At 72.1% G+C, this 12866-nt stretch carries 8 protein-coding genes and 1 tRNA gene; 1 reads left to right on the top strand and 8 read right to left on the bottom strand.

Going from position 1 to position 12866, the window contains the following annotated elements:
• Positions 1-356: 356 nt before the first annotated feature.
• The 8 genes from Ade02nite_RS21795 to Ade02nite_RS21760 all read right to left on the bottom strand — a co-directional run bounded on the left by Ade02nite_RS21795 (position 357) and on the right by Ade02nite_RS21760 (position 12190).
• The gene (locus Ade02nite_RS21795; RefSeq protein WP_203766522.1) at positions 357-1304 is read right to left on the bottom strand and encodes a zinc metalloprotease; all 948 of its coding nucleotides are present in this window, start codon (positions 1302-1304) and stop codon (positions 357-359) included.
• Between the two features lie 10 nt (positions 1305-1314).
• Positions 1315-1623, bottom strand: coding sequence for a hypothetical protein (locus Ade02nite_RS21790; protein ID WP_203766519.1), 309 nt, complete (start codon positions 1621-1623; stop codon positions 1315-1317).
• Positions 1624-1740: 117 nt separating this feature from the next.
• On the bottom strand, positions 1741-2037 hold the full coding sequence (locus Ade02nite_RS21785; RefSeq protein WP_203766517.1) for a hypothetical protein: 297 nt from the start codon (positions 2035-2037) through the stop codon (positions 1741-1743).
• 1302 nt (positions 2038-3339) lie between these two features.
• Positions 3340-3411: transfer RNA gene (locus tag Ade02nite_RS21780), tRNA-Val, on the bottom strand.
• Positions 3412-3454: 43 nt separating this feature from the next.
• Positions 3455-3910, bottom strand: coding sequence for a peroxiredoxin (locus Ade02nite_RS21775; RefSeq protein ID WP_203766515.1), 456 nt, complete (start codon positions 3908-3910; stop codon positions 3455-3457).
• 63 nt (positions 3911-3973) lie between these two features.
• Positions 3974-4405, bottom strand: a complete 432-nt coding sequence (locus Ade02nite_RS21770; RefSeq protein WP_203766513.1) for a DUF3052 domain-containing protein — start codon at positions 4403-4405, stop codon at positions 3974-3976.
• A 99-nt stretch (positions 4406-4504) separates the two neighbouring features.
• On the bottom strand, positions 4505-6757 hold the full coding sequence (locus tag Ade02nite_RS21765; RefSeq protein WP_203766511.1) for a thiamine pyrophosphate-dependent enzyme: 2253 nt from the start codon (positions 6755-6757) through the stop codon (positions 4505-4507).
• A 138-nt stretch (positions 6758-6895) separates the two neighbouring features.
• The gene (locus Ade02nite_RS21760) at positions 6896-12190 is read right to left on the bottom strand and encodes a fibronectin type III domain-containing protein (RefSeq protein ID WP_203766509.1); all 5295 of its coding nucleotides are present in this window, start codon (positions 12188-12190) and stop codon (positions 6896-6898) included.
• A 192-nt stretch (positions 12191-12382) separates the two neighbouring features.
• Here Ade02nite_RS21760 and Ade02nite_RS21755 point away from each other — a divergent pair, with 192 nt between their 5' ends.
• Complete coding sequence (locus Ade02nite_RS21755) at positions 12383-12787, top strand: YjbQ family protein (protein WP_203766502.1); 405 nt, start codon at positions 12383-12385, stop codon at positions 12785-12787.
• Positions 12788-12866: the final 79 nt, after the last annotated feature.

Genomic DNA, 12866 nt, shown 5'->3' with positions numbered 1-12866 from the left:
GCCACGCCCGGCACCGCCTCCGCCGGCTCCGCTGGGGAGCCTCCGATGTAACTCAACGGCCCTCCGTGCCCGGGCCCCACGCCCGGGCGCGGAGCCCGTGAACACACCAGCGCGGCCCAACCCCGTGCAGCAACCACGGCCGGGGCCGGGCGCAGAGCCCCTGAACCCACCAACGCGGCCCAACCCCGTGCAGCAACCACGGCCGGGGCCGGGCGCGGAACCCCTGAACCCACCAACGCGGCCCAACCCCGTGCAGCAACCACGGCCGGGGCCGGGCGCTTCGTTGCGCCCGGCCCCTCCCTGTTCGCGGCTGTGAGCCGTGGCGCCGGTCGCGGTGGTGGTGGGCCCGGTCGTTGTCAGGTGGACGGTCGGGTGGCCAGCAGGCTCTGGCGGGGGCCGGCGAAGCAGGCGTTGATGCGTTCGAGCTGGCCCTTGGTGAACATGAACATGGCGGCGTCGTCGACGTAGTCCATGTAGTTCATGAACATGTCGCCGTTGGGGCCGTTGCCGCAGGTGATGCGGGGAAAGGTGGGCCTGCCGACGTTCTGGTCGGACTGGTTGGGGGTGTCGGCGACCAGGTCGGTGCCGCCGCAGCCGGTGCCGTCGTCGCCGCCGATGTGGAACAGGTTGAGCCAGTGGCCGATCTCGTGGGTGGCGGTGCGGCCCATGTCGAAGGGTGCGCGGGCCGTGCCGGTCTTGCCGAAGCCGGTGTGGGTGATGACGACACCGTCGGTCTCGGCGGGGCCGCCGGGGAACTGGGCGTAGCCGAGCAGGCCGCCGTTGAGCTGGCACACCCACATGTTGAGGTACTTGTCGCTGGGCCAGGCGTCGGTGCCGCCGCTCGCCGCGAACTTGACCGTGTCGTTGCCGCCGAAGGAGGTGCGGGTCGTCCGCCGGCGGGTGATGCCGTCCGTCGGGTTGCCCTGCGGATCGACAGTGGCCAGGTGGAACTCGATCTTGGTGTCGGCCACCAGTCCCTGCCAGACCGGGGGCACGTCCTTGACGTCCGGGTTCAGGGCCCGGAAGTCCTCGTTGATGACGGCGATCTGGCTGTCGATCTGCTCCTTGGAGACGTTCTGCTCCTCGGTGTTGTAGACGACGTGGACGACGACCGGGATGTTCACGACCTCGGTGCGGTCGTCCCGGACTTCCCCCGTCGCGTACGCGAAGGCGAGGTTCTCGATGTCGGTCCGTGCCACCCGGTAGGCGATGCTCTCGTTGAGCAGCCGGCGGTGGACGTCCTCGGTGGCGCAGCGGCGTCGTGCGGGAGCTTCGATGATCTCGTCGGCGTCCACGGAACTCATCTCCTGTCGTTCACTTACGGATCTTCAGCACCTGCCCGTCGTGCGCCGTGATGTGCAGCAGGCGCGGACCCGCGCCCGCACGCACCCGGACCGTGTCGCCGTCCGCCGCCTCCCAGCTGCCCCGGCTCGGCGCCGACTTGTCCGCCGGCCCCGCCACGTACTCGATGTAGCCGCCCCCCGGCCGGAACTCGAGGCTGTCCCGGGGCGCCCGCCGCGGCGGGAACGGAAAGTCCGCCGGCCGGTAGACCGCCTCGTCGTCGGTGTCCTCCTCGAAGGAGTGATACCAGCGCTGGAAAAGATCAGGAGAAAGCTCGGGCATGTGACGCGACCGCCTGTCGACGAGCTACGGCCCACGAATGACTGCGATGCTGTGCGAACGCCAGACTCCCACCAGGATCCGCGCCGACACCCTTACCGTCCGTGATCCGACAAGCCCTCACCGGCGCCTGAGCTGCGCATCCAGCACCCGAAGCAGATCCCAGGTCTCCGACCCGCTCTCCCCGAGCCGGCGATCGCCGCCGTGACTAGCGGTGTCCGCCAGCGCCGCACTGTGCGCCAGCGAATCCGCCACAAGCTGACACTGCCGCCCGGTCAGCTCCACCGTCACCACCCGATCCCCCGGCAGCGGCCGCAGATCGTCCCCATAGACACCGGCCCGAACCGCCCGCGCCACACTCCGGTCCAGCTCCAGATCGCCTTCAACACTCTCAAGGTCGTCCAGAACCTTCTCCACAAGCAGCCACCGCCGAACCGGCAACACCACCGAATACCCCCGCCCAGCCTCAACCCCCAACACGTGCCGAGCATGCACCAGCCCCACCCCGTCCCCCAGACACCACCGCAAGCCCAAGCCCACCGAGGCCAGACCCGCACCCTCCCACGTTAACCAGATGAAACCCGATATTTCCGGCACTCCCCCCAGTCAGCAGAGGCCCCCGAGAGACCGCAGGAAAACCCAGCCCAACGCGACCGAGCCCACAGCAAGGACCCCAGCCCACAAACGGGCCGGGGCGGGGCTGGACAGAGCCGGGCGGCCGGGACGGGGCGGAGCCGGGGCGAGGGCCGAGGCCGGGGGCCGGGCGGCCGGGGCGGGGGCGGAGCCGGGGCGAGGGCCGGGGCGGGGCGGAGCCAGGCGAGGGCGGAGCCGGGACGGGGCCGGGCGGCCGGGGCGGGGGCGGAGCCGGGGGCGAGGGTCGGGGCCGGGCGGAGCCGGGCGGGGCGGAGCCGAGGCCGGGGCCGGGACGGAGCAGGGCGGCCGGGACGGGGCCGGGGCCGGGACGAGGCCGGAGAGGAGCCCGGAGAGAAGCCCGGGCCGGGCCGAGGCCGGGCCAGGGATGAGGAGGCGGGGAATGGTGGCCGCAAGGAAGGGGCCGCGCGAGGAGGGAACCGGGCGAGGAGGGGAACGGACGAGACAACCCGGGTCTGAGGCAAGGACAAGGCCGCACGAAAAGGAGGCCACGCGAAAAGACCACCGAGGTCCCCGGCAAAGACAAAGCCGCGCAACAAGGCGACCACGCGAAAGGCAAGCGCGCAAAGAGGCACGGGGCCCAAAAACAGGGCCCGCGCGCCAAGGCGACCTCCGCAAGAAGGCGACCGCGCCAAGGACCGACCCACACGAGGAGGCAGCCCTCCCAGGAGGCAACCACACAAGGAAGCGACCAGCGACCGGGGCAAAACCCCAGCCACAGCAAGGACAAAACCACGCAAGGAGAAAACCGGGGCAAGGAGCCCCACCGCCACAGGTCGCCAGGACCGCAACGGGCGGAGCCACAAGCACCCCAAAACCACGGCTGCAAGAACGACAGCCGCACCCGGCGATAACCGCGGAACGAGAAGAACTAACGCACGTCAGCTCAGAGCACCGAGAGCCCCCAAGCGGCAAAGCCGCAAAACCCCCCGACGTCGGCGCCAGCCGACGAGCCACCCCGGAGCGCGACCGTATGGAACGTGGGGTTTCCGGGGCTCGGCCCCGGAGCAGGAATGACGAGACTGCCAGGTCCGCGCACCCCGCGGACAGGGGGCAGCCCCAGTCTCGTGGGCGCGGTAGGTTTCGAACCTACGACCCCTCGCTTGTAAGGCGAGTGCTCTCCCACTGAGCTACGCGCCCGGCTCTCGTGATGCCGGAGCCGCCATCGTACCTTGGGGTGATTTCAGGCTCTGACCGCGGCCAGCCAGGCTTTCACGTCGCGGGATTCGCCTGGGCCGATCATCTCGGAGTATTGGATGGTGCCGGCCGGGTCTACCAGAAAGGTGCCTCGGTTGGCCATGCCGCCTTCCTCGTGGAAGACCTCGTAGGCCCGGGCCACTTCGCCGTGGGGCCAGAAGTCGGCGAGGAGCGGGAAGTCGAATCCTTCCTGGCTCGCCCAGACCTTGTGGCTGTAGACCGAGTCGACGCTGACGGCCAGGACCTGCACTCGCTCGTTCTGGAAGGCGTCCAGGTTGTCCCGCACTGCCGCCAGTTCGCCTTGGCAGGTGCCGGTGAAGGTGAACGGGTAGAAGACCAGCAGGACCGCTTTGCGACCGTGGAAGTCGCTCAGGCGTACGACCTGATTGTTCTGGTCTTTCAGGGAGAAGTCGGGCGCCTCGGCGCCGACGGGTAGCGGCATGGGCACAACCCTAACCGGCCGGCGCCCCCGGGGCGCCGGCTGTCACGAGGAAAGGGCAGTGAGCTACTTCTTCTTCGCACCCCTGGGGGAGACCAGGCGGGCCCCGGTCCAGTCCTTGCCGGCGTTGACCGTCGAGGTCTGCTGGAGACCCGCCGTGGGGGCGGACTCGCTGATCTCGCTCGGTTCGACGTGGCCGTCACGGCCGGCCTTGGGGGTCAGCAGCCACACCACGCCGTTGTCGGCGAGGGGGCCCAGGGCGTCGGTGAGCAGTTCGAAGAGGTCTCCGTCGCCGTCGCGGTACCACAGCAGCACCGCGTCGACGACCTCGTCGGTGTCCTCGTCGACCAACTCGCCGACGCGTTCGGTCAGGGCGTCACGGAGGGCCTCGTCGACGTCGTCGTCGTAGCCCATCTCCATGACCACCATGTTCGGCTCGAAGCCGAACCGGTCCGCCAGGCTGCGTACGCCGTCGGCCTGACCAGCGGTCGCGCTCACTGTCTGAGTCCTCCTAGTAAGAAAATCGGTGCTTGAACCTGGGGGTAGTCCACACACTTGCGCGCCCCGGCGCAAGTGGCGCACCGAGTGTGAGGCAATTTACCGCGCCAGCAGGGTGTGGGCACCCTGTGTGATGGCATCCTCCCCCACCAGCACCTGTTGTGCGGCCGGACCCAGCGGAATCAGCGAATCCGCCGAGGCGATCCTCCTGGCGGAGCCTACGAAACCGCCGTCGACCAGGGCCGCGAGGACTCCCTCGCCGACTCCCCCGGATCGGCGGGTCTCGTCGACGATGAGCACGCGGCCGGTCGCGGCGGCCTCTCTCACCAGGTCGTTCACGGGCAGGGGGGAAATCCAGCGGAGGTCCACCACTCGGGATCCGAAGCCCTGCTCGGCGAGGCGGGCGGCGACCCGCAGCGACATCCGCAGGCCGTTGCCGTACGTGATGATGGTCAGGTCGGACGCGTCGCCGACGGGGTAGGTGCGGGCGCGGCCGATCGGCACGTGCTCGCCGGACCAGGACGTCGGGCCCGCGTACGGGGCCATCCACGCGCCGTCGCCCTGCTCGTGCAGGTCGCGGGTGTGGTAGAGCGCGATCGGCTCGAGGAACACGCAGACGCTGCCGTCGACCGCCGCGGACGCCAGGCAGGACCGCAGCATCGGCGCGGCGTCGCTCGCCCGGGCGGGCACGGCGAGCACGAGGCCCGGCACGTCGCGGAGCACGGCGACCGAGTTGTCGTTGTGGAAGTGGCCGCCGAACGTCTGCTGGTAGGCGAGCCCGGCGACGCGTACCACCATCGGGTTCTTGTAGGCGCCCGACGAGAAGAACGACATCGTGGCCGCCTCGCCCCGCAACTGGTCCTCGGCGTTGTGCAGGTAGGCCAGGTATTGGATCTCGGGGACGGGGAGCCGCCCGTCGAGGCCGGCGCCGAGCGCCAGGCCGAGGATCGTGGTCTCGTCGAGCAGGGTGTCGAAGACCCGGTCGGCGCCGAAGCGCTCCTGGAGGTGCTTGGTGACGCCGTAGACGCCGCCCTTGCGGCCCACGTCCTCGCCGAAGACCAGGACGCCGGGGTCGATCGCGAGCGCGTCGGTGAGGGTGGCGTTGATGGTCTGGGCGAGGGTGAGCGGTCCCGCGTTCTCGGGCAGCTTGCCGCCGAAGACCTGCCGGCGGGCCGCCGCGCCGGGGCCGAGCGCCCGGGTGGCCGCCTCGGTGATGTGGTGGGCGGAGCGCAGGGGGCGGCGCGGGGCGAGCGGCGCGACGATCTCGGCGACCGTGGTGAGCTTGGGCTCGCCGAGCACCTCCTCGGCGACCTTACGCACCTGCCAGCCCACCTCGTCGTAGCGGGCGATCACCTCGTCGGGGGCCATCAGGCCGGCGGCGACGAGCATGCGGGCCGTGGCGACGAGCGGGTCGCGTTCGAGGTCGCGTTTGATGTCGTCGGCGGGGCGGTAGGCGGCCTCGGCGTCGGCGCCGGCGTGGCCCATCAGCCGCACCGTGGACAGGTGCAGGACGGCCGGCCGGCGCTCGCGGCGCACGTATCCCGCCGCCTCGGTCGCGGCGTCGTAGGTGGCCGCCAGATCGCACCCGTCGGCCGCCGTGTAGCGCAGGCCCGGCCGGGACCGGAGCATCGCGGCCACCCAGCCCTCGGGCGACGGCACGCTGATGCCCAGCCCGTTGTCCTCACAGATCAACAGCAGGGGCAGCGGTACGCCGGAGTGCTCGAGCCATCCGGCGGAGTTGAGCGCCGCCGTGGCCGCCGCGTGGTTGATCGACGCGTCCCCGAAGGAGGCGGCCGCGATGGCCTCGCGCGAGGAACGGCCCAGCGAGAACGCCAGGCCGACCGCTCTCGGCAGGTGGGAGGCGATCGTGGACGTGGTCGGGATGATGTTCAGCTCGGCGCTGCCGAAGACCTTGTGGCGGCCGCCGGCGATGGGCTCGCGGGCCGAGGCGACGACGCCGCGCAGCACGTCACGGGCGGCGTCGGGCAGGCTCTTGGCGCGGGCGCAGAAGAACGCGGCGGACCGGTAGTGGAGCAGGGCCGGGTCGGTGGGCAGCAGCGCGGCCGCGACCGCCGCGTTTCCTTCGTGTCCGGACGACCCGATGGTGTAGAAGCCCTCGTTGAAGCTGCGCAGCCACCGGGCCGCGAGGTCGAGATGCCGGCTGGCGAGCTGGGCGTCGAAGAGCTCGGCGGCGCGCGCGCCGGTGAGGGTGGAGCCGTCGCGGACGGCGTCGCCGGGCGCGCGCCGGTCGCCGGCCGGCGGCAGCGCCGACACCGCGTCGCGGAAACGCTCGTCGAGGTTCTGCGGGGTGGTCACGTGACCAGCATCGCCCACCCGCGCGAGCCCTGCCATGCCGTAAACCGGCGGAAAATCGGCCTCAGCGCCGTGACGTGCGAGATCTCGGAAGTCTGACGTGGAGCGAATTTCGCCACGCCCCGATGGGACGGGCCGCGCCCACCGATGTGGACGCGGCCCGTCGGGCGGTTCGTCTTACGGGTTGACGGTCACGGAGAGCGTCTTGTACCGCACCGTGCCGGCGGTGAACATGCCGCCCGCGGTGATCGTGCGGCTGGTGCCGGCCGTGACGTTCCCGATCGTCACCGGCAGGCTGAACGACCCGTCGGCGTTGGTGACCGTGGCGCCCAGCCGGCCCGGGCCCGGGTAGATGCCCACGGTGACCCCGGTGTACGGCGCGTAGCCGGTGCCGCTGATCGTCACCTGCTGGCCGAGCCGCAGCGGCGAGGCCGCCGAGCTGGTCAGCGTGCCGGCCGAGATGGGCAGCGTGCTGGGCAGCGTCGGCGCGGTGGCGGTGAGCGCCACGTGTTCGCCGGCCACCGTGGCCGCGGTCGAGACCGTGCCCTGCTGGGTGCCGTTCGCCACCACGCTGACCGTGTAGGAGGTGCCCGCGGTGAGCCCGCTGATCGTGCAGCTCGTGGTCGTCGTCGTGCACGTCAGGGACGTACCGCCGCCGCTCGCCGTGGCGGTGTAGCCCGTCAGGCCGTCGCCCTGCCCGGCCGACGCGGTCCAGCTCACCGTGAAGGCCCGTGCCCCCACGACCAGGCTCGCGTTGGTCGGCGCGCTCGGCGGGACGCTCGGCACGACCGTCACCGCCGCGCTCGGTGGCGAGTAGCCGCTGGCACCGCGGCCCAGGGCCACCACCGTGACCCGGTAGGTCTGCGCGTTGGTCAGGCCCGAGATCGTGCAGGTCAGCTCGGTGGTCGAGCAGCTGCGCGAGCTTCCGGCGGTGTTCGTCGCGGTGGCGGTGTAGCCGGCGACCCCGTCACCGGTGGCCGCGGGCGCCGTCCAGCTGACCCGCGCGCCGGCGTTGAGCCCGCTGGCCTGCACGCCGGCCGGCGCTCCCGGCGGGCCGGCGGTGGGCCGCACCCGGGCCGACGGCACGCTGGCCGGCGACTCCAGGCCGGCGCCGACCGCGACCACGGTGACCCGGTACGACGCCAGATTCTCCACCGAGGCGGTGATGACACATTCGCGTACGGCCGCGGAGGCCGTCGTGCAGGAGCCACCGCCCGGCGTCGCCACCGCCCGGTAGGACACGACCCGGTCGGCGCCGTACTGCGGCGCGGACCACGACACCGCGATCTGCCGGTCGCCGCCGACCACGTCGACGTTCTGCGGCCGGCCGGGCGCGCCCGGCACGATCGCCTCGGAGAACGGGCTGAACGCCGAGTCGCCGGCGTCGACCACGCCGTTGGCCTGCACCCGGAAGCGGTACGAGCTGGCGGCGGTGAGGCCGGTGGCCGCGCACGAGGTCTGGTCGGAGAGCGCCGTGCACGCCTCCGAGCCGTTCTCGAGCTGCACCGTGTAGCCCGCGATGCCCGCGCCCGCGGCGGGGCGCGTCCAGCTGACCCGGACCGTGTCGGTCGCGTCGCCCGGGGCGACCACCGGCCGCTCCGGCACGTCCGGCGCGCCGACGAGGATGGTCTCCGAGAAGTCCGTCTCGACGTAGCGGCCGCCGGTGCCGTTGGCCCGCACGTTGAAGCTGTACCGGTTGCCGCTGGTCAGGCCGGTGAAGATGCAGGTCCGGCTCTTGGCGCCCACGTTGGTGCAGTTCTGCGGGGTGACGACGATCGGGCTCGACCGCACGTCGTAGCCGACGATCGGGCCGCCCTCGACCGGCGCGTCCCAGGTGACCCGGACGGCGTTGGCCCCGCCCAGCGTGACCGTGGGTGTGCCGGGCAGGCCCGGTGCGCGCATGTCGACCGGCTCGCTCGGCGCGCTCTCGGCGGCCGAGCCGCCCGCGCCGATCGAGGACACCGTGAAGGTGTACGTGTCCTCCAGCGACGAGACCGTGAAGTCGCAGGTGAGCGGGCCGTCCGCGAGCACCTCCACGCAGGACTGCTGGAGCAGCCGGACGCCGGGGTCGCTCTCGGCGTACGCGGTGATCGTGTAACCGGTGATCGGTCCCGCGCTCTCCGGCGCCGCGCGCCAGGTCACCGTGACGGTGCCGGTCCCGGCGTTCTCGTCGACCGAGGTGATCTCGGCCTGCGGTGCTCCCGGCGTGGCCGGCCGGTTCGGGATCACCGGCGGGTCAGTCGTGTAGCCGAGGCCGGGGCCCAGCACGTTCTCCGAGGTGATGGCGAACGTGTAGTGCTTGTCCTGGCTCAGGCCGGCGAACGTGCACTGGAGGGCCTGCGGAGGCGTGACCACGCAGGGGGACGGCTCGGTGCCGCCGTCGGACGACTCCGGCGTGACCGTCCACGTGTCCACGACGACGCCGGGCGGCTGCGTCCAGCTCACGACGACCGTGCCGGGCGTCGTGGTGACGCCCGCCTGCACGTCGGTGGGTGCGAGCGGTGCGCCGGGAACGATCGGGTCGGTCGCCGCCGAGGCGGTCTCGCCGGCCAGGTTCCCCGCCGCGACGGTGAACGCGTACTGCTTGTCCTCCTCGAGACCCGCCACGAGGCACTCGGTCTCGCCCGCGAGGGCGGTGCAGTCGCTCGGGGTGACGCCGCCGTCCGGCGAGGTCGCCGTCACGGTGTAGCCGTCGATCTCGGCGTCGCCGGTCGGCTCCACCCAGGTGACCAGCGCGTTCCCGGCGCCGGCGATGGCGTCCAGGTCCGCGGCGACCGAGGTGGGCTCGCCCGGGGCGTCCGCCACGATGGCGGCGGTGGGCGCCGCTGCCGTGTCGCCGACCGCGTTCGCGGCGGCCACCGTGAAGGTGTAGTGCTTGGCCGTGTCGAGGCCGGTGATCCGGCAGGTGAGGTCGTTCGCCGTGAGGTCCGGGCAGCCGAACGTCTCGGGTCCGGACTCGGTCGACGCGGAGGTGACCACGTAGCTCGTCGGCGCCCCGCCGGTGATGGGTGCCGACCAGGTCACGTCGACCGCCGCCGGGGTGTTCTCGACCAGGCCCGCCGCCACCGTCTGCGGCGCGCCCGGCTCGTCGGGCATCAGCGCCGCGGTCGCCACCGAGGCGCTGCCCGGGCCGAGCAGGTTCTCGGCCTCGACCGTGAACTGGTACTCGCCGGCCAGGTCCAGGTCCTCGAGGGTGCAGGCGAGCGTGACGGCGTCGCCGGCGACCTCGCACGGTGCGTTGCTCGGCGCCGTGGCGCCGTCGAGCGGGAGGGCCCGGACCGTGTAGGTGTCGACGGTGCCGCCGGAGGTGGGCGCGGCCCAGGTCACCCGGATCTGGCCGGGTGTGGCGGCGACCAGTTTCGCCGTCACGTCCGCCGGCACGCCGACCACGTCGGGCACGATGGCCGCGCTCGGGTCGGAGGTCACCGTGTCGAGGTCGCCCTCCGCGCTCACCGTGAAGGTGTACGAGACGGCGGGGTCCAGGTCGGTGATCAGGCAGGCCGGGTTGTCGAGGTCGGTGGCGCAGGACGCGTCCAGCACGCCCACGTCGGCGCCGGTCGCGGGGATGACGTTCACGGTGTAGCCGTTCACCGCGCCGCCGCTCACCGGAGCGTCCCAGGTCAGGTTGACCTTGCCCGGCGCGTCGCCGAGCGTCACCTCCGGGGTGGTGGGCTTGCCCGGCGCGCTCGGCACGAGCGGCTCGGCGGCCACACCGGCCGAGGTGCCGGCGGTGTTGGTCGCGGTGACCGTGAAGGTGTACGCGGTGGCCGGGTCCAGCCCGGTGACGGCACACTCGGTCACGCCGGCGTCAACGTCGGCGCATCCGAAGCTCTCGGCGCCCTGGTCCGACGCGGCCGTCACGTCGTAGGTGACGACCTCGCCGCCGGTGTTCGGGGCCAGCCAGGTCACCGTGGCGGTGCCCTCGGCGTCGCCGATCGCCGCGGCCACGGTGCGGGGCACGCCCGGCTCGTCCGGGATGATCGGGTCGCTCGGGTCGGAGGCGGTGGCGCCGAGGTCACCGGCCGCGGCCACCTGGAAGGTGTACGAGACGGTGGGGTCCAGGCCGGTGATCTCACAGGCCGGCGCGCTCAGGTTCGCGGCGCAGTCGCCGGACTTGACGCCCGCGACGAAGCCGGTGGCCGGGATGGCCGTCACGCCGTAGCTGGTGATCGTGCCGCCCGAGGCCGGCGGCTGCCAGGTGAGGCTCACCTCGCCCGGCGCGTCGCCCAGCGTCACGACCGGCGTGGAGGGCTTGCCCGGCAGCTCGGAGACGATCGGCGGGGAGCTCAGACCGGAGGTCTGCTCGCCGGCCGCGTTCTTCGCCGTGACGTCGAACTGGTAGGACTTCGCGTTCTCCAGCGTGCTGATCACGCACTCGGTGGTGGGCGCGCTGACCGTGCAGCCCTCGCCCCACGTCTGGTCGTCCGGCGAGTAGGACCGCACGATGTACTGCGTGACGGTGCCGCCGTCGGCCGGCGGCTCCCAGTAGACCAGCGCCTCGCCGGCCTGGTCGCCCAGCTCGACGGCGGGCGGCTCGGGCTTGCCGGGGAAGGCGGGGATGACCGCGTCCGAGGGGTCGCTCGGCCCGGAGGTGCCCCCGGCGTCGCCGGTGGCCGCCACCGTGAAGGTGTACGAGGTGGAGCCGGTGAGCCCGGTGACGTCACAGGTCGTCACGTCCGGGTCCACCGACGAGCAGCTGCCGGAGGGGCTGCCCACCACCGAGTAACCGGTGATCGGCTGGCCGCCGGCCGGCTTGTCCCACGAGACCGTCACCGAGGTGTCGTCGAGGTAGGCCGTGGTGGGCTTGGCCGGCTTGTGCGGCGGCCCGGCGACCTTCGCGGGCGAGGCGGCGCTGACCAGCGAGGTGCCGGTGCTGCCGGCCTCGTTCGTCACGCCGTTGGCCTGCACGCGGAACGTGTACGACGTGTCCGAGACCAGGTTCTCGAAGTCACAGGTGGTGGTCGGGTGGGTCACCAGGGTGGTGCAGGTCCCGGTGAGGCCGTCGGTCAGCGGGTACGGCGTGACCTTGTACGACGCGATGCCGGGGCCCGCGGTGCCCGGCGTCCACGACACCCGCATCTTGTTCGGGTTGTCCTGGTAGACGGCGCCGACCGAGGTCGGTGCGCCCGGCGGGCCGGGCACGGCCGAGTTCGACGTCGCCGGGGCCGAGCAGTCGCCGACGTTCGGCGGCGTGGTCGTGCAGGCGATGACGTTGACGGTGTACGAGGTGAGCGCCGTGAGGCCGCCGATGGTGCACGAGGTCTGCGACGGTGACGTCACGTCGCAGGTGAAGTTGCCCGGGCTGGTGGTCGCCCGGTAGCCGGCCACGGTGCCCGGGTTGGCCGGCATGACCCAGCTGACCAGGATGCTGCGGCGTCCCGCCACGGCCGTGGCCGAGTCCGGCGCGGACGGTGCCGCCGACGCCGGGGCGGGATTGGTCACGATCCCGGCCACCGACAGCAGCGCGGTCACGACCGCGAGCGCCCATCTGGAGTTTCGCCGCCGTCGCCGCGGCACCTCTGCTTGCACTGCTCTCACACCCCCGCGTTCGATTCCTTCTTCCACCACAAGGTAGCCATTTCAGGGGTAAATAAGGCTGAAACGGGTTTATGGGGTAGATGCATCGCCGCGCGGACTGGTATGGGCGGCTGGCAGACTCCTCCCATGCGCACTGAAGTGATCACGGTCCGGACCGGCGACCGCCCCGTCGTCCGGGACATCACGGCCGAGGCCGCCGAGTTCGTGCGATCCGAAGGGGACGGCCTGCTGCACGTCTTCGTCCCGCACGCCACCGCCGGCATCGCGATCATCGAGACCGGCGCCGGCTCGGACGACGACCTGCTCACCGCGATCGACGAGCTCCTGCCCGCCCAGGACAAGTGGCGGCACCGGCACGGCTCCAAGGGGCACGGCCGCGATCACGTCCTTCCGGCGTGGATCCCGCCGTACGCGTCATTGCCCGTGATCGATGGCCGGATCGCGCTCGGCACGTGGCAGTCCGTCTGCCTGGTGGACACCAACGGAGACAATCCCACGCGCCAGGTACGGTTCAGCTTCCTGCCCGGTTAGTGAAAGGTAGATGTTACTGATCAGTACGTGTGTCGCGTATCGCGTAGCCGGACGGTAGGCGTGACGCCGCACACTGCGA

Origin of the sequence: Paractinoplanes deccanensis (assembly GCF_016862115.1) — a bacterium.
Taxonomy (GTDB): Bacteria; Actinomycetota; Actinomycetes; order Mycobacteriales; family Micromonosporaceae; genus Actinoplanes; species Actinoplanes deccanensis.
Note: the sequence above shows the minus strand (reverse complement) of the source record. Positions and strands in the feature narration are given on the sequence as shown.

Coding starts and splice junctions, on each gene's coding strand:
- Ade02nite_RS21795 (WP_203766522.1), bottom strand. CDS start 1,304: ATGAGTTCCGTGGACGCCGACGAGATCATCGAAGCTCCCGCACGACGC.
- Ade02nite_RS21790 (WP_203766519.1), bottom strand. CDS start 1,623: ATGCCCGAGCTTTCTCCTGATCTTTTCCAGCGCTGGTATCACTCCTTC.
- Ade02nite_RS21775 (WP_203766515.1), bottom strand. CDS start 3,910: ATGCCGCTACCCGTCGGCGCCGAGGCGCCCGACTTCTCCCTGAAAGAC.
- Ade02nite_RS21765 (WP_203766511.1), bottom strand. CDS start 6,757: ATGGCAGGGCTCGCGCGGGTGGGCGATGCTGGTCACGTGACCACCCCG.
- Ade02nite_RS21755 (WP_203766502.1), top strand. CDS start 12,383: ATGCGCACTGAAGTGATCACGGTCCGGACCGGCGACCGCCCCGTCGTC.